We start from the raw sequence: 16,894 nt of genomic DNA, 5'->3' as shown, positions 1-16,894 counted from the left end.
CCTTGCCGTTATTTGCTTGCGACCCACTCGGGCTGGATGTAGGCCAGCTTGTGGTATTCGTCTTGCATGTTCGTGGCGATTCGGTTCCACTGGTAGTGCATAAGCAGCGTCTGATAGGCGGTTTCGGCCATTGCAGCGCAGGCCTCGCGGTTAAGCAGCATTTCGCTTACATGCCAGGCGAGCGAATCTACATGGCCCGGAAGGGCCTTGTAGCCGTCTACGCCGTGACGGATAATTTCCGCCAGTCCTCCGGTATCGGACAGCACCAACGGCTTGCGCCAGGCCATTGCCTCCAGAGCTACGATGCCAAACGGCTCGTACAGGCTTGGAATGACGCAAACCTCGGCGGCTGCATACAATCTGGCGCGATAGGCGTCGTCGACAAAGCCGGTAAACCAGACGCGGTCGCCCAGATGCGCCGCCCGCTCGCGCAGCTCGTGCTCCATCGGGCCGGAACCGGCAATGACCAGCCGGGCGTCGGGGACCTCGGCCAAAATACGCGGCATCGCTTCAATGAGCACCTGCACGCCTTTTTCGAATACAAGCCTGCCGATGTAGAAAATGACGCGGTCGTTGTCGCGCAAAAACTCCGGCCGCGGTCCGGCGGCGGCCGGTGCTTGCGGCACATGAATGCCGTTCGGATACACCAGCACCTTGTCATGCGGCAGGCTGAAGATATGCTGAACCTGATCCTTCATATATTGGCTGCACACAAAGACGCGGTCGGCTTCATAGGTGAGCCGCCATTCCAGATGGTGGATTTTGCGCTGCAGCTCGTTGTACAGCTTGCCCTGATTGCGTCCCCATTCGGTGGCATGGATCGTGGCCACGAGCGGGATACCGTAGCTGAGCTTGATCTCGCGGGCGGTGTGCATGACCATCCAGTCGTGGGCGTGCAGCAGGTCGATGCGGCCGCCGGCTTCCTTCCAGCGCACCAGATGGTCGATCATCGCCAGATTCATTTCGAACGTCCAATTGTAAAAATGCGTATCGCCCGAGCAGTCGATCGGCAGGCGATGGACATATACGCCGTTCATTTTCTCAAAATACGGCGCTCCGAAGTGGGAGGTCGTAATGACGTGGACGATTTCGCCTTTGGCGGCCAGCGCCTCGGACAGCTCGTGCACGGCGCGGGACAAACCGCCGACATGTTTGGGCGGGTATTCCCATGCGAGCATGAAGATGTTCGGACGGTGCTGTGTTTCCGCGAGCAGCGCCTCCCATTGACTGCGCTCCGGAATGATCGGAATCGGCGACAGCCGGTTAACGGGCGCATAGTCGCGATAGTCGATCTGCGGGAACAGGTTATCCTTGTCCTCCAAAGCGGTTATCAGCTCTGCGTCGAGCCCGCCTCGTTCAATCTGGTCGCACAGATGGTGAAAGCAGCCGAGATGGTCCTTCGTCCGCCGCACCGCGTAATCAACGACGGTCTGGGAATCCATGATGAACGCCCAGTCGCTGCTTTGCGCCAGCAGCAGCTCGCGCGCCGCCTGGTTCAGCGCCCGCTTGAGCAGTCCGGCGTCCGCCGTTCCGGCCGCAGTCACATGCTCATGGCGTTCGGAGAGACGAATCATCCGTTCTTCGGCCTGGTGCAGATGGCGGTAAATCCAGTCGTTATTGCCCTGCAGCCACACTTCGGCCGAGTGGTTGCGGCCCCAGCTCGATTCATTGAGCTTGCCGACGTCGGCTACTGGATACTCCTGGAGGTATTCGCTGGGCGTAATCATTTTCAGCGTGTGCTGATCATGGAATATTTTGCGGCAGAGCATTTCGATCCAGACCGGGCCTTCATACCACCAGTGACCGAACAGCTCGGCGTCGTAGGGCGAGACGATGATCGGCTTGCGGTCTAACCAGCGATGCCAGTGCTCGGCTTGCGACTGGCGGTTGTACATGAAGTTACCGGCATGCTCGGCGGCGCGCTCCTGCGCCCAATCGGGATTGTAGGGCTCGCGATGATTGCCCTTGCCGGTAATGCGATAATATTTAATCCCCGTGTTGACGCGCTCGAAGGTGGGCAGCACGTAGGGACGGATGTATTCCCATTCCGCGATGTCGTTCCAGCCCAGGTCCCAGCCGATGTCACGGTAATATTCGCGGTAATTGAAGTCGCCGGGATACCCGTCGGTTGCGCTCCAGACCTGACTGGCCGACTCGGGATCGCGCGGGAAGGCGCTGACGCCGTACGGCGTCATCAGCGGCGCGTACAGCTCGCGGTTCGGCTGCGGCGTCGCATAGGCCACGGCAGACGAGTCCGAGAAGAAGAAGTCGATCCCGTGCTGCTTGAGGATGCGGTCGACGCCTGGCGTAAAGCCGCATTCCGGCAGCCAGATGCCGCGCGGCTTGCGGCCGAAATGGCGCTCGTAGTCGCGAACGGCCGTGGCGATTTGCGCTTGAATCGCTTCTTCGTTTTTCATCAGCGGCAGAAAGCCGTGGGTCGCCGCTGAAGTGACAATTTCGATCAGTCCGGCGTCCTGCAGTGCCTTGAAGCGGCTGATGACATGGCCCTTGCAGCTTTCAAACAACGCCTGCAGCTGACGAAAGCGATCGGCGTACATGACAGCCAGCGGCAGCAGCTGCGCATTGTCGGCCAGCCGTGCTTTTTCCTTGTCGGCCAGTCCGATCAGCTTCGTCAAATAGTCGCGATAGCGGTTTTGCATCAGCGGGTCGCCCAGCAGCGACAGCAGCGTCGGCGTCATCGAGAACGTCAGGCGAAAGTCGACCTTGTCGGCGACGAGCCGTTCCATCACTTCCAGCAGCGGCAAATACGTTTCCGTCATCGCTTCATAGAACCAGCGCTCCTCCATGTAGTCGTCACGGTCGTGGTGACGAATGTACGGGAGGTGGGCGTGAAGTACGAGCGCCAGATAGCCTTTAAGCTCCGGCTTCGCTTTAATTCGATTCATCATCTGTCCTCACCTCGCGTATGGAGAATAAGCTTGAAAGTTTTCAAAAAAATGCGGAACGATCCGTCCGTGCGCGTGTCCGTCCGTCACCTCGGGGACAACGCTCTGCAGCGGCTCGCCCCAGGCGGCTTCGGTATCCTTGGGCGTTGCGGCGCAATTGGAGCGCAGCAGCGGAATAAATTCGCCTTCCAGCGTATACGTCCCTAAATCGGCTACGTAGGTCCTGTCGGCGGACAAGCCGTGTATGTACCAGTTATTCGCCTCCGGCGTCGTGATCATGTCGAACTGCGAATGGGCGTTGCTGCCGTTAAAGTAGGCACCGGTCACATCGTAAATGCGCAGCGCCTTGGGCATGGCCCCGTAGTCGCATTCAAAATGCTGGGACACCAGCCAGCGTCGGCGATTGCTGACCTCCCAATAGGCATAAAGCGAATGAGCGTCCTTGACCATCAGATGGAGCAGGTCTTTTTCGTAGCGGTCGGGTACTTCATACCCGGCCGCGGGCAGCGATTTCAAGGGCGTTCCTCCTTTTCGGATAGCGTGACTGTTTCAGCATTTGCGCAGGAGCTGTAAATTATGCGTCCGTTGTTAAAATCTTCTTCCCTTTCAAAAAAGGAATTTCCCTAGCATTTGCCGAATAACATTCGATAAACCGGGTAACGTCAGGAGGGATGTTCCATGAGTTTTTGCTGTGGAGCTAGCATGATCGGAACGAAAGGCACCCTGAAGCATATACGCACGCAAATCCATAACGTGCCTATTTTATTTTGCCCGGTATGTCACCGTATTGAAGTGCATTATCTGGTGGAAAGCGAATACGAAATTCTCGCCGAATATGCGCATGGGGACGGGGCGTTTGAGGTTGATTTTGTCGAATACGTCGACGGTAAAGACCATTTGCTCTATGAAAATTGCGTCAATCATGAAGGCGAAGAGCCGCTGGATATCGTGCGAAATCAAATCGACATGGCGCTTGATTTGCTGTCCGTAGCCCGATCGCTAAGCGATGCGGAGTGGGAAGAGCAGCTGATGAAGCGGCTGCAGACGCTCAGCACGCGGCGCAGCAAATTGAAGAATAAAAAAGCTTCCAAAAAAGCCTGATAACGCCAAGCTCGGCCACTCGTTCTCTTCCAGGAGGCGGGTGGCCTTCTATTTGAGAGCAGTTGCACGAAGGACGTTTGCAACTTTTTTTCGTTTTTTCAGTCTAGGACAATAGGCGTACCCCCGAATCCGCAAGCGGGTTCACGAAACTACTATATTGTGAGGTGGAACGGTGCTGCTGGTACTTTTCAAAAAGTTTTTCGGCAAACGGCCGTCCGAAAAGTCTGACGCCTCTTCGCCCCTGGAGGAGCAGGTGCTGCGAATTCAGCAGGGCGATTTGCGTCTTCGCAATCAGCTGATTGCGGACTATCAGCCTTATGTGGCCAAGGTGACGAGCCGTTTTTGCAAACGATACATCGATCCGGCGCGCGACGACGAATTCAGCATTGCACTTGCTGCTTTTAATGAAGCGCTGAACCAGTATTCTCAGGAAGCGGGACGTTCGTTTCTCGGCTTTGCCGAGACGGTGATCCGCCGCCGGCTGATCGACTATGTGCGCAAGGAGCAGCGGTTTCAGGGCCAGGTGCCCTACAGCGCATTTGATCAGGAGGACGAGGAAAGCAATCTGATGAATCCGGTTGAGGTGCATCAGGCGATCGAAGCCTATGAGAAGCAAAAGGGCGCAGAGGAGCGGCGCAGCGAAATCATCGATTTCAGCCGCTGTCTGCAGGAATTCGGCATCAGCTTTTCCGAGCTGACCGAGGCGTCGCCCAAGCATGACGATTCGCGCCAGCTGTTGTTTCAAATTGCCCGGACGTTGTCCGAGGACGCCGAGCTGATGCGTACGCTGCTGGCCAAGCGGCAGCTACCGATCAAGGAGCTGCTGGAGCGGGTGCAGGTGTCGCGCAAGACGCTGGAGCGCAACCGCAAGTATTTGATTGCGGTAGCGCTCATTTATAACGGACCGTATCCGTATTTGCGGGACTACCTACATATCCGTGAGGATTAATTTCGAGGAAAGGAGGGCGAGGCGCATGAATAAAGGCATTGTCATGGAATTGACGGACAGCTACATCGTGGTCATGAGTCCCGAGGGGCGCTTTGACAAGCTGCCCAGACAGACGCGCAATTGCGAGGTCGGGGAAGAAATTCTTTATACCGCGCCGGTCAAAGCGAGGTTCAGAAAGCCGCAGCTGGCAATCACGTCCGGTCTGGTCGCTGCCGTCGTATTATGCTTCGTGCTGATTACGGCGCTGACGGGCGGACCGGCAAGCGGACAGGTGGTGGCGTACGTATCGATCGACATCAATCCGAGCGTGGAGCTGGGCATCGACAATCAGGAAATCGTTCAGGACCTGCAGGGTCTTAACAGCGATGGCAGCGAGTTGATTCAGGCGGTGGATTATAAGGGCCGAAGCGTTCAGGAAGTTACCGCGGCCATTCTCGACAAAGCTGAGCAGGGACCGCTCGCCAAGGGCGAAGGCGACATTATCATCAGCAGCACGCTGGTGGCCAGCCGCAGCTCCGTGGATGACGAAGCGCTGGCGGCCAAGCTCAAGGAGCAGGTGGCCAAACATATCGAAGAGGCTCATCCGGCCGAAGCGAGCCATTATGAAGTGACGGCGTTTGCCGCTCCGCAGGAGGTTCGCCAGGAGGCTCAGGCCAGCGGCGTATCGGCGGGCAAATACGCCATTTATCTGAGCGCCGTGAACAGCGGCGTCGATGTGTCGATTGACGATATCAAGTCGGTGTCGGTCCACGAGCTGGCCAAGGAAAACGGCGGCATCGGCAGCTTGATCAAGCCGGATCAGCCGATCAGCAAAAAAAGCCTCAAGCAGCTGCTCGACGACGAGAAATCCGGCAAACTGACCGAAAAGCTTCAGCAGGCCCAGAAAAACGGCGGTACAGGCAAGTCGGACGCCAAGGACAATAACGGGAAGGGCGGCAAACCGACGAAGGGACCGAATCCTTCGCCGCAAACCGGCAAGGCCGACGGACACAACGGCCAAAGCGGGCCGGACGACAAGAACGCCAGAGAAGACCGCAACGACCGCGCGGGCGTTGGCGGCATCGGCGGTATCGGAGATCGCAACAACAGCAACAACGGTAACAACGGCAAATCCGATAACGGCAGGAACAACCCCAAGGGGCCGGGAAGCAGTAACGATCATTCCGACAAAAACAACGGCAAGGGGCCCAACGGCAAATCGGATAACAACAATGCCGACAATAACAAGGGCAGGGATGACAACAAGGACAATGGCAGCGGCAAAAACAGCGGCTCCGGCGAATCGAACGGTAAAAATGGCAAACCGGCTTCGCCTTCGCCCAAAACGACACCAACGCCCAAGCCAGGCAAGCCCGGTACCGCTACACTCAAGCCGACGCCTTCGCCGAAAGCGGGGGCGGACGGTAAGGGCGGCGCGAAGGATAACGGCAAGCCGGACCGCAATAACGGCGGCAGCGGGAAAAACGGCAATAACGGCAGCGACGACCAAGGCGGGAAAAAGGACGATCCGGCCAATAGCACAAACAAGAATGGCCGCAGCGGCGATTCCGGTGATGATCGGGGTGGAGCAGCGGGCCGCTCGTCAAACGGTCCGGCCGCAGGTGGTACACGCGCCTTCGGTTGGCCGGCAGGCTGGCTGGACGGCATAGCCGGTCAAACGCGCAGTTAAATTTTTAAAACGAACAGGCTGCTTCAAGCGGGCGCAAGCGACTCGCGGCGAAGCAGCCTGTTTGTTGCTGGGCTGCAAGGGCCGCGTTGCGCGGCACACTCACACATAGACTGCGCACATTGTTGCTGCCGGATTGGAAAAAGGGCGAAGGCGGCAGAGTGTGCAAGCTTCCAAGATGGGCTGACAGCCGCCATAAGGCCGGGCTGCGTTCGGGGAGCTGCGCGCGGTGGGAAGAATCAAGCACGGCGTTTTCCGCGTGAGGGCGGTCAGCGCCGTGCTGTGCGGGACCGGGCGCCGGCATGCGCAAGCATGGCAAATCCGCAGTAACTGTATTACAATACAGTCATATGTGATATTGCTTTGATTCCGTTTTATCGTGGCAGGACATAGAGGTTAGAGGAGGAGTAGGTGGATGAGATACACGACTTTTGGGGAATCCGGTTATCAGGTTTCCTCGCTTGGCTTCGGGGCGATGAATTTGCCCGGCGTACCGTTCGAACAAGCCCGGGAAGCGCTCAACTACGCATTGGACAATGGCATTAACTATATAGACACAGCTGCGGCTTACCGCAACAGCGAGGAAATCATCGGCAACAGCATCTCCCACAGGCGTCAGGAGTATATGCTGGCGACCAAAACGGGCGCGCGCGACTACGCTACGGCCAAATCGGAAATCGAACGCAGCTTGACGCGGATGAAGACGGATTATGTGGACATTTTGCAAATTCACTACGTGAATTATCCGCAGGAGTTTGCCACGATCATGGGGGAAAACGGCGCTTATCAGGCGGCTCTCGAAGCGCAGCGCGAAGGCAAGGTGCGGTTTATCGGCATTACGGGTCACCGGCCCGATTTGCTCGCCAAATGGGTGGCCAAAGGCGAATTCAAGCAGGTGCTGTTTCACTTGAGCCTGGCGCAGCGTTTTGCGCTGGACGAGCTGATCCCCGCGGCAACGGCGCTGAACATGATGAAGGTGGCGATGAAGCCGCTCTCCGGGGGCTTTATTCAGCCGGTCGACCGGGCGCTCCGCTACCCGTTCAGTCAGGATGTGCATGTGACGATATCGGGTATGGTCAGCGTGGCCGAGGTGAAGGAGAATATCGCCGCGATGCAGCGGGAGATCGACGCTGGTGAGCGGGACGAGCTGGAGCGGCTGGCTGTCGATTTGAGCGAGCACAACTGCCGTCGCTGTAATTACTGCTCGTGTCCGCTGGAAATTTCCATTCCCGATGTGATGATTTCGAGCAAAATCCGCGATACATTCGGTTTGTTGCCCAAGGGCGACGGATTCTATCAAAAACAAAAGGACCGGATTTTATCCTGCGCCGATTACGAGCCTTGCAAGGAAAAGCCGCTTTGCGAGTCGAAATGTCCGTACCATCTGCCGATGCAGCAGGTGATTCAGGCAGCGGCTTCCTATTATTAACCGATAAGGAGCGTATCTTATGTGGGATCTGGAAACGACCGCCATGACGGTCAGCGCGTTGGCGCCTTTGGCGCAGCTCGACCCGGGCTTGGAAGCCGTCGTTGTGCTGCTGACCGAAGACGAGCTGCGCAGCGGCAGCGGCTGGCTGGGGCAGCCGCAGCTTGACGCCACCCTTCAGCGCTTGCGCGAGAAGGGTGTGTTTACCGGCGCCTCCGGGCAGGTGGAGGCGCTGCCGACGCACGGGCTGCTGCCCTGTGCGTACGTGCTGGCGGCTGGGCTAGGCCCCGCCGCTACGCGCGACGCGCAACGCGCAGCCGCGGTGTTTGCCGCGCGCCGGGCGCTGGCGCTGCGGATCGAATGCCTGGCCGTGGCGCTGCCGGCCGGCGTGGATGAGGCGTCAGCGGCGGGCGCGCTGACGGAGGGTTTGCTGCTCGGTACGTACCGCAGGGCGGCGTACCGGCGCAGCGACGCGGAGCGGCCCGATCGGGCCGAGCTCCGCGAAGCCGCGCTGCTGACCCGCACAGCGGTCAGCAGCCGCGCGGACGGCGCCCCCGGCACGGGCGCCGCAGCAGCGCCGGCGCAACCGCGCGCCGGCGAAGCCACGGCAGCGGGCGCAGCCGCCGCAGCCGAAGCTGTTGCCGCCGAGGCGCTGGCGGCGGCGATCCGCCGCGCGCGTGCGGTCGCGGCGGGGACGAACTATGCCCGGGATCTGACGAATCTCCCGGGCAACAAGCTTGTGCCGGCTTCTCTTGCCGAAGAAGCCGTGTTGCTCGCCCAGCGCTTGGGCTTCGCCTGCGAAGTGCTGGACGAGCGCGAGCTCGCAGCCCGCGGCATGGGCGGGCTGCTGGCTGTCGGCGGGGGCAGCGCCAACCCGCCGCGAATGATCGCCCTGCGGTACGAGGGCGATCCGGGCAGCGCCGACGTGCTGGGGCTCGTCGGCAAGGGCATCACCTTCGACACCGGCGGCGTCTCGCTCAAAAAAGCCGCGGGCATGGAAGAGATGATCAGCGACATGGGCGGCGCAGCAACGCTGCTGGGCCTGCTGCAGATCGTCGGCGAGCTGCGCCCGCGCATCAACCTGACGGTGGTCATCCCGTCCGCGGAGAACATGAACTCCGGCACCGCCTACCGGCCGGGCGACGTCGTCACGCTATACGACGGACGCACTGTTGAGGTGCTCAATACCGACGCCGAAGGCCGCATTGTGCTGGCGGAGGGCATCGCTTACGCTCGCGAGTTGGGCGCTACGCGGCTGATCGACGTAGCGACGCTCACCGGAGCCGTGCTGGTCTGCTTCGCCGATGTGGCGACAGGCGCAGTGACGAACGACGACGCCTTCCTGAAGCCGCTGCTTGAAGCAGCGGCGCGCGCCGGAGAGAAGGTCTGGCAGCTGCCGAACTATCCCGAATATCACGACATGCTCAAAAGCGATGTGGCCGATATCCGCAACTCGACCTCCAGCGACCGCTGGGCCGGTGCGATTACCGGCGGCTTGTTTATCGGTACGTTTGCCGACGAGCTGCCGTGGATTCATTTGGACACCGGCGGTACGGCCTGGCTGTGGAGCGCCAAAGGCATCGAGCCTCAGGGCGGCACAGGCGTTATGGTTCGCACCTTGGCCGCGTATGTGCTGGATCGGCCCTAGAACGCACAAAAGTCACCGCCCGCGGACCCGCCGCGGACGGTGACTTTTCCTTGCTTGGATGGGTTTAGGCGCGCAGGCTGCGTCCGGCCGCAGCGGAAGATGAGCGCCGCCGTCCCGTCAGCTCCATCAAATCGCTGGTACGGATCACAAGACGATTGATTTCCTGCGTCGTTATGGCCAGCTGCGCGGTGCGCGTTTTGAGATTGGCCAGCGAAATGCCAACTCTGTAAGGATAACGCCGGTGCGGCTTGAGATCGAACGGCAGCACGGCCATCGAAGCGGCCAGCTCCTGCTCCTGCTGCGGCAGCGCCGAATACGTCACCGCATCACGAACGTCGAAATACAAATAGTCGCGCTCCCATTGAATGTAACCCGGCTGCAGCCGGATGACAAACAGATCGGACGGTCCGGGCTCCCGGCCCTGTACGTGAATAATGCGCACAGAGGCGTCGGAGCGGCTCATGCGAATCAGCTGGGCGGAGCGGATATCGGGCATAAACGGCACGATCAGCAGCGGACACACCGTGGTCGCGTACAGCAGGGGAACCGATTTGAAAATAAACGTCAAGACGAGCAAAATGACAAACAGCAGCGAGCTGCATAACAGACCATAAGTTTTGGTTTTCATAAAAATGTGCCTCATCCGCCTGACTTGATAGATTCGTGGAACAGCCCTTATTTTATCACAGGAAGGCGATGGTGTGGAAGCTGCGGCTTCGCGGAAGCCCGCGATTTTGGCCGGCAGTACGCACAATATGGAAAGGAGCGGCAACCGCATGGACCGCATACGAATTGGCCTGATCGGGCTTGGAGATATCGCGCAAAAAGTATACCTGCCGCTGCTCGCCGCCGAGGAGCGCGTTGATCTTGCCGGCTTGATGAGCAGATCGGCGGCAACCGTGGAACGGTTGCAAGCCAAATATCGCATTCCGGTGGGAACGACCCGGCTGGAGGAGCTGCTGGCGCTAGGGCTGGACGCTGTCTTCCTGCACAGTCCGACGCCAACGCATTTTGAGCTGGCGAGCCGATGTCTGGAAGCGGGCGTCGACGTATACGTCGATAAGCCCTTATCCAATGAATGGAAAGAATCGGTGGAGCTGGCTGCGTTGGCCGAGCGCAAGGGGCGGCTGCTGGCGGTTGGCTTTAATCGCCGGTTCGCTCCGCTGTACGGCGAAGCCCGCGAGTGGTTGCGGGAGGCCGGGGGCTTCGATTGGTGCGCTGTCGTCAAGCATCGAGTCAAGCAGCAGTCGACTACTGCCAAAACAACGCTGTACGACGACCTGATTCACATGCTTGACCTGCTGCAATGGCTCAGTGAAGCGCCCTGCGAGCTGCGAGCGGCGGACGTGCGCGCAGACCGGGAGGGGCGGCTGCTGCATGCATCCGGCAGCGTAGCGATGGGAGCGGCCAACGGCAGCTTCAGCATGGCGCGGCTGTCGGGCGTCGATTTGGAAAAGCTGGAGCTGCACGGCGGCGGCCGGGCCGTCGAGGTAACCAATTTGGAGTCGGCGGTTTTTTATGAAAAAGACCGCGCGCCGCGTATCCGCACCTTTGGCAACTGGGACACCGTCTTGCAGCGCCGCGGCTTTGCCGGGATCGTCGACCATGTGCTGAGCTGCCTTGGACGGCCGGAGCAATGCAGCGTGCGAGCCGATCTGGTGCTCGAATCGCACCGACTGGTTGAACGGTTGTGTCCGTAAGCATACCTGTTCATAAATGGATGAAAAAAAATGGCTGCTGCCCTAATGGGTCCGGCAGTCACTTTATGGCGTATGCCGGATAGAGGGCGGCAAGCGCAGAGCGCTTATGTACCTCGCCTGCGACTGGATAGGTACGGCGCGGGCTGTTCACCGCGGGAAGCGCGTTCAGTTCGATTAACGTTGACAAGCGCCGCTCAGAAGCTGAACCGATGTCTTTCACTGTACGGCGTTCACTGGCGGATTCAGCCTGAACGATCATTTTTTCGCCCGTTTTGCGTACGGTGCTTGTTTGCGGTCAGCGGTTTTGCCGCGCACAGCCGTCCCGCCCGGCGGCCTTGACTTTGGGGTTGGCGTTGAATTAAGCTAAAAGCAAAATTTGCCGATAAAGCGAGGCCAAAAGCGATGAGTGATGTGCATAGCGAATTGCTGTACACCCGGGAACATGAATGGGTGCAAAAGCTGTCCGATACCTTGGTGCGGGTCGGCATCACCGACCATGCTCAGGATTTGTTGGGCGATATTGTGTTCGTGGAGCTGCCGCAGCAGGGAGTTTCGCTGCAGGCCTCCGATCCTGCGGGCAGCATGGAGTCGGTTAAAACCGTTTCCGATATTTTTTCTCCCGTGTCCGGTGTCGTATCGGCGGTGAACAGCACCCTGGAAGGGGCGCCTGAACAAATCAATCGAAGCCCCTACGGAGAAGGCTGGATGTTCGAGCTGACGATTGCCGGCCCGCGAAGTCTGGAAGGGCTGCTGAGCGCTGAGGAATACAAGGCGCTTGTCGATTACGACTGAGCCAGGAGGGAACGTATGACTGCTGCAGATACACCGCAGGAACAGAAGGACCGGATTCCGCCGGGACAGACGCTGACGCAGGGCTTTCCTGTGCTGCATTACGGCTCGGTGCCGTATTATCGCGATATGAGCAAATGGGACTTGCGTATTTTTGGCTTGGTGGATCATGAGGTTCAGCTTTCGTATAAGCAGTTCATGGCGCTGCCGCGCCGCGAGTTTCGCAACGATATTCATTGCGTTACAACGTGGTCCAAGCTGGATAATGTGTGGGAGGGCGTCGCTGTGGCGACGGTGATGGAGCAGGTCAAGCTGCTGCCCGAGGCGTCTCATGTCATGCTGCATGCCGAGCACGGCTGGTCGACGAACCTGCCGCTGGACGATTTTTTGCGCGAGACTACGTTTTTCGGCATCAAGCACAACGGCGAGCTGCTGACGCCTGAGCACGGTTATCCAGTTCGCATGGTCGTGCCGCATCTGTATTTCTGGAAAAGCGCCAAGTGGCTGCGGGGCATCGAGTTCATGAGCAAAGACAAGCCGGGCTTCTGGGAGCGCAACGGCTATCACATGTATGGCGATCCTTTTAAGGAACAAAGATACGATTTCGATTGAAAGGAAAACAAGCTCTGTACTGGACCGGTATGCTAAATGTCTGCTTGCCGGTCTTTTCATACTGCCATTTTTCCAATAAATTTCTTTTATTGTGTCTCGTTCTTCGTTTTTTACTGCTCTTATCGTAAATTCATCAAAGAAATAACTTCATTTTCATATATCTTTATCCATTTCACCTCCACGTAGAGAAATCCCCATTTACTTTTTACTTCATGTTAATGAATTGGAACTTCGATTATGTTCTGTTTCTGTTTGAAAGCCTAATCCAGCACACGAGAAAAGTTTGCTCTGATTACCCTTGAATGATTAGTTGGATTATTGCATGTATTTGTATTTGTCCATCTTTTCTTGACATTGCTTTACCTACACTTTATTAAATAGTTCCTCAGTCGGATTAATATAGAAGCATTATCTCACAGCAGGTTGGATTCAATAAAGAGGCATGAGATGTTTACTACGTCCATTCTCACCCTTCTCTCGATTTAATTCTAGTAATTGAAATATGTACGAACAAAATTGCGAACAATTTTGTGGACTAATAATCTATTTTGTATTATAATTTAGTCCGTGTGAAAGTATAATATAAGTAGAACAAGGGATGAAAGGTGGACTAAAATGAGTTCATTTGTAGGTGAGTACGTCCATCTGTTGCGGTTGGCATTAGAAGGGCGACCCCAAGAAGTTGTGGCGCTAGCTCGGAAAAATCTTCGAAGTCTTATAAAGGCCAATCCAGAAAGCGCAGAAGCAATAAAAAAGCTTCTGTCTCAATACGAGGAGAAGAATGGTATTGCAGTTAGGGATATTAAGCCACAGCCGGTTCCAATAGATGTGGATAGTAAGTTAGAGTTACTTAGACGAGAATCAATTGTGTTTGATCAAGAGCCTGTCTGGCCCGAAATTGTAAATAGGGAACTTGTTTCAGTGATTGAAGAGCGAAAGCATGAAAATGAATTAATGGAGATGGGGTTAGCTCCCACGCGGTCAATATTGTTTGTTGGCCCTCCGGGGGTAGGTAAAACATTAGCAGCACGTTGGCTCTCCTCACTCCTCGAAAGACAATTACTTACTTTGGATCTTGCTGCTGTAATGAGTAGTTTTTTAGGTAAGACCGGAAATAACATAAGGGCAGTGTTGAACTATGCTCAAAAGACGCCTTCTGTATTACTTTTAGATGAATTTGATGCAATTGCGAAACGAAGAAATGACGATTCAGAAGTCGGAGAACTAAAAAGGCTGGTAACAGTCTTGTTGCAAGCAATCGATGATTGGCCTGCAAATGGGATACTGATTGCTGCCACTAATCACCCTGAATTACTTGATCCAGCTGTGTGGAGGCGTTTTGAGCGGGTGGTAATTTTTCCGCATCCGTCATCGAACGAATTAAATACAACAATAAAATCTTTAATAGTTGATCTTACAAAGCAGGGGGAAATTTTGGTTGAGGTGCTGTCGACCGTACTGGAGGGCAATTCGTATGCTGAAGTGGTTAGACTGATTAATTCAATAAGGAGAGAGAGTGTCGTCCAGAAGAAACCATTAGAAATTATGATGGAGGAGCTTTTAGCTAGACTAATTTTAAATGCAGAACGGGAGCAAAAATTAACGATTGCGATGAAATTGTTAGATACGGGTTTGTCACAGCGACGTGTTTCCGATATAACTGGTGTGTCCAGAGATACGTTGAGGAAGTACTTGGGCAGAAAAAAATAGGATATATATTCGAAGGGTAAGGTGAAACTGAGTGGCCAGAGAGAATAATTTCCTCCTTGGATATGGAGAGCGGCTTACAGCTCCTGTAACAATTAAATCGGGTGGGGGAGACAAAAATCCACCGTATGATTTTGATACAGCCAAAGCGCAAATGAGTACATGGTTAAAAGCTGCAAATAATCAGTTTCAAACCTTACCTTCAGAAGCTTGTCCTAACGATCAAGTCACCGCGGTAATAACATTGCATCCTAGGTACGTTTCAAAAAGCGAATTTCCATCCGACTTACTCAATAGTGTGGGACTTAGAGCTGTCGGGGGGAGAACGAAAAAAATTAAACCACGTGAGTGGGGGATAACGAAGCATCCAGAGGAGGCGATAACAGATGAGTTATTAGTAATGGGGTCTCGGAAAGCATTTTCTTCATGGTCCGGAAATTTAAGTAGTTGGGTTTTCTCGAATGTTTCCAAACATTTAACGCATTTTGAGGAACTATCAGCATTTTCGTCAGAGCAAAAGATAAAGGCCTTACCAGATACAACAAACGATTTAGTATTGGAGGTTGTACTGCATGATACAGAAAATCCTGCAATAATTGAGCAGTTTATGGACTATGCTACGAAACTAGGAGCACGCGCGATTTTTCAAAGAGCGAAACAAACAAAGGGGCTTACCTTCATTCCCGTATATGCGGATAAAAATATCGCCAAGAAGCTGGCAATGTTCTCTTTTATTAGAGTTGTTCGAGCTATGCCAACTATGCGTCCTTTACACCCTGGGCCTACTCGAAGTAATCAATATTATCAAGTGAATTTACCAAACGAAGTGGTCTTAGACCCATCTTTGCGTGTCGTTATATTTGATGGAGGGTTACCGCAAAACAATCCAGTTACGCCTTGGGTTAACTATATTGAGCCTGTTTCTCTTGCAAATCCTGTACCCGAGCTCATGGAACATGGATTAAATGTTACTTCGGCGCTTTTGTTTGGCCCATTGAATATTCAAAATACAGCTTCGCGTCCATTATGTCATATTGATCATGTTCGTGTATTAGATGATCAGACAGGTACAGGGGGCGATTTTGAATACTATGATGTTTTAGATCGCTTACTTGAGGTTTTAGATAGTGCAAGGAAAGCGAATCAACCATACGATTTTATGAATGTAAGCTTAGGTCCTGACATTCCTGTGGATGATGATGACGTGACTAGGTGGACTTCTGACCTTGATACTCGTCTATCAGGAGGTATTACATTTGCTACGGTAGCAGCTGGCAATGCTGGACAACGGGACTCAATTAGTGGTTTGAATCGAGTTCAACCTCCGTCTGATGCTGTAAATGTTCTTTGTATCGGTTCCTGTGACAATGATAGATCTCCAATTTGGAAGAGGGCGGCATATAGCTGTATTGGTCCAGGTCGTCGACCAGGAGTTGTGAAACCGGATGGCGTTGTATTTGGTGGAGACAATAATAATCCTTTTTTCGTTCTGACATCTCGTACCGGTGGAGTCGGTGCCGCAGGTGTGGCTGGGACAAGCTTTGCTGCCCCATACGCGCTTCGTACTGCTGTTGCTATAAAAGCACAATTGGGAGATGATTTTGGAGCAATGGCTTTGCGGGCACTGTTACTACATCGTGCAGATAGAGGTACACATAGCTCAGTTGAAGTAGGTTGGGGGAGACTTGAAACAGATTATGATCGCCTTATAACTTGTGATGATGATGAAGCATTAGTAATATTTCAAGGTCAATTACCCGTTAAAGAGCATTTGAGGGCACCAGTTCCTCTTCCAGATGGTGATCTAACTGGGTTCGTCACTATTGATGCGACTTTGGTAATTTCTCCAGAAGTTGATCCTAGTTTTCCCAATGCTTATACAAGAGCTGGCTTGGAAATCGCATTCAGACCTAACGCTGACAAGTTTAAAACTTACGATGATGGGAAAGTGTCTGCCCATGCTGCTACTAAATCATTTTTCAATGCAAAAAACATGAAAATAAGTGAGTTCGAATTGAGAGAAGAAGGTCATAAATGGGAGCCTTGTCTCAAAGCATCCTAACGGTTTCAATCAAGCACATTAAAAGATCCTTGTTTTGATATATATTATCATAATAGATACGAGGGAATGCCTCAAGATGACCCTAAGCCGATACCCTATGCTCTAGTTGTTAGTATTAGAGCGCCGAAAGTAAGTAATCTGTACGACAGGGTTGTTAGAACTTATATGAACCAACTTATTCCACTTCAACCAAAAACTCGAATCCAAATTCGTCCTTAATTATTATAATCGTGGGTCACACCACGGGTAAGGTACTGTATTTGTTTTTTGGTTACATATGCTACATATATAGAGAAAAATACTCCAATATTATTTAAAAGAACAAATT

At 54.6% G+C, this 16,894-nt stretch carries 13 protein-coding genes; 10 read left to right on the top strand and 3 right to left on the bottom strand.

Features of this window, described 5'->3' with window-relative positions:
* Positions 1–8: 8 nt before the first annotated feature.
* The gene (locus tag B5M42_RS11110; protein WP_134755427.1) at positions 9–2,909 is read right to left on the bottom strand and encodes a 1,4-alpha-glucan branching protein domain-containing protein; all 2,901 of its coding nucleotides are present in this window, start codon (positions 2,907–2,909) and stop codon (positions 9–11) included.
* Positions 2,910–2,915: 6 nt separating this feature from the next.
* A complete protein-coding gene (locus B5M42_RS11105; protein WP_134755429.1) occupies positions 2,916–3,422 on the bottom strand; it encodes a DUF4912 domain-containing protein in 507 nt (168 codons plus the stop codon).
* A gap of 162 nt (positions 3,423–3,584) precedes the next feature.
* Between B5M42_RS11105 and B5M42_RS11100 the strand changes: the two genes are divergently transcribed.
* The 5 genes from B5M42_RS11100 (at position 3,585) to B5M42_RS11080 (ending at position 9,696) form a co-directional block, all read left to right on the top strand.
* Positions 3,585–4,007, top strand: coding sequence for a hypothetical protein (locus B5M42_RS11100; protein ID WP_134755431.1), 423 nt, complete (start codon positions 3,585–3,587; stop codon positions 4,005–4,007).
* Positions 4,008–4,179: 172 nt separating this feature from the next.
* Positions 4,180–4,956 (top strand): RNA polymerase sigma factor SigI, encoded by a 777-nt coding sequence (sigI, locus tag B5M42_RS11095; RefSeq protein WP_134755433.1) that lies wholly within the window; start codon positions 4,180–4,182, stop codon positions 4,954–4,956.
* Positions 4,957–4,981: 25 nt separating this feature from the next.
* On the top strand, positions 4,982–6,625 hold the full coding sequence (locus tag B5M42_RS11090) for an anti-sigma factor domain-containing protein (RefSeq protein WP_134755435.1): 1,644 nt from the start codon (positions 4,982–4,984) through the stop codon (positions 6,623–6,625).
* A gap of 412 nt (positions 6,626–7,037) precedes the next feature.
* Positions 7,038–8,051, top strand: coding sequence for an aldo/keto reductase (locus B5M42_RS11085; protein ID WP_134755437.1), 1,014 nt, complete (start codon positions 7,038–7,040; stop codon positions 8,049–8,051).
* 19 nt (positions 8,052–8,070) lie between these two features.
* Complete coding sequence (locus B5M42_RS11080; protein WP_230632856.1) at positions 8,071–9,696, top strand: leucyl aminopeptidase; 1,626 nt, start codon at positions 8,071–8,073, stop codon at positions 9,694–9,696.
* A gap of 64 nt (positions 9,697–9,760) precedes the next feature.
* Here B5M42_RS11080 and B5M42_RS11075 read toward each other — a convergent pair whose 3' ends face one another.
* Positions 9,761–10,324: a hypothetical protein gene (locus B5M42_RS11075; protein WP_134754566.1), complete on the bottom strand. Its 564-nt coding sequence runs from the start codon at positions 10,322–10,324 to the stop codon at positions 9,761–9,763.
* A gap of 148 nt (positions 10,325–10,472) precedes the next feature.
* Here B5M42_RS11075 and B5M42_RS11070 point away from each other — a divergent pair, with 148 nt between their 5' ends.
* The 5 genes from B5M42_RS11070 to B5M42_RS25510 all read left to right on the top strand — a co-directional run bounded on the left by B5M42_RS11070 (position 10,473) and on the right by B5M42_RS25510 (position 16,566).
* Entirely contained in the window at positions 10,473–11,396 is a 924-nt protein-coding gene (locus B5M42_RS11070) for a Gfo/Idh/MocA family protein (protein WP_134754564.1), read from the top strand.
* Positions 11,397–11,798: 402 nt separating this feature from the next.
* Positions 11,799–12,188, top strand: coding sequence for a glycine cleavage system protein GcvH (gene gcvH / locus B5M42_RS11065; protein WP_134754562.1), 390 nt, complete (start codon positions 11,799–11,801; stop codon positions 12,186–12,188).
* Between the two features lie 15 nt (positions 12,189–12,203).
* Entirely contained in the window at positions 12,204–12,797 is a 594-nt protein-coding gene (locus B5M42_RS11060; RefSeq protein WP_134754560.1) for a sulfite oxidase-like oxidoreductase, read from the top strand.
* 615 nt (positions 12,798–13,412) lie between these two features.
* Entirely contained in the window at positions 13,413–14,507 is a 1,095-nt protein-coding gene (locus B5M42_RS11055; protein ID WP_134754559.1) for an AAA family ATPase, read from the top strand.
* Positions 14,508–14,538: 31 nt separating this feature from the next.
* Complete coding sequence (locus B5M42_RS25510) at positions 14,539–16,566, top strand: S8 family peptidase (protein WP_134754558.1); 2,028 nt, start codon at positions 14,539–14,541, stop codon at positions 16,564–16,566.
* Positions 16,567–16,894 lie beyond the last annotated feature (328 nt).

The organism is Paenibacillus athensensis (assembly GCF_004514475.2).
Taxonomy (GTDB): Bacteria; Bacillota; Bacilli; order Paenibacillales; family NBRC-103111; genus Paenibacillus_AL; species Paenibacillus_AL athensensis.
This window is presented reverse-complemented; position numbering and strand designations above follow the sequence as displayed.

Excerpts from the sequence above, each read along its gene's own strand:
- B5M42_RS11110 (WP_134755427.1), bottom strand. The coding sequence starts at position 2,909 with ATGATGAATCGAATTAAAGCGAAGCCGGAGCTTAAAGGCTATCTGGCG.
- B5M42_RS11100 (WP_134755431.1), top strand. The coding sequence starts at position 3,585 with ATGAGTTTTTGCTGTGGAGCTAGCATGATCGGAACGAAAGGCACCCTG.
- B5M42_RS11090 (WP_134755435.1), top strand. The coding sequence starts at position 4,982 with ATGAATAAAGGCATTGTCATGGAATTGACGGACAGCTACATCGTGGTC.
- B5M42_RS11085 (WP_134755437.1), top strand. The coding sequence starts at position 7,038 with ATGAGATACACGACTTTTGGGGAATCCGGTTATCAGGTTTCCTCGCTT.
- B5M42_RS11080 (WP_230632856.1), top strand. The coding sequence starts at position 8,071 with ATGTGGGATCTGGAAACGACCGCCATGACGGTCAGCGCGTTGGCGCCT.
- B5M42_RS11075 (WP_134754566.1), bottom strand. The coding sequence starts at position 10,324 with ATGAAAACCAAAACTTATGGTCTGTTATGCAGCTCGCTGCTGTTTGTC.
- B5M42_RS11070 (WP_134754564.1), top strand. The coding sequence starts at position 10,473 with ATGGACCGCATACGAATTGGCCTGATCGGGCTTGGAGATATCGCGCAA.
- gcvH (WP_134754562.1), top strand. The coding sequence starts at position 11,799 with ATGAGTGATGTGCATAGCGAATTGCTGTACACCCGGGAACATGAATGG.
- B5M42_RS11060 (WP_134754560.1), top strand. The coding sequence starts at position 12,204 with ATGACTGCTGCAGATACACCGCAGGAACAGAAGGACCGGATTCCGCCG.
- B5M42_RS11055 (WP_134754559.1), top strand. The coding sequence starts at position 13,413 with ATGAGTTCATTTGTAGGTGAGTACGTCCATCTGTTGCGGTTGGCATTA.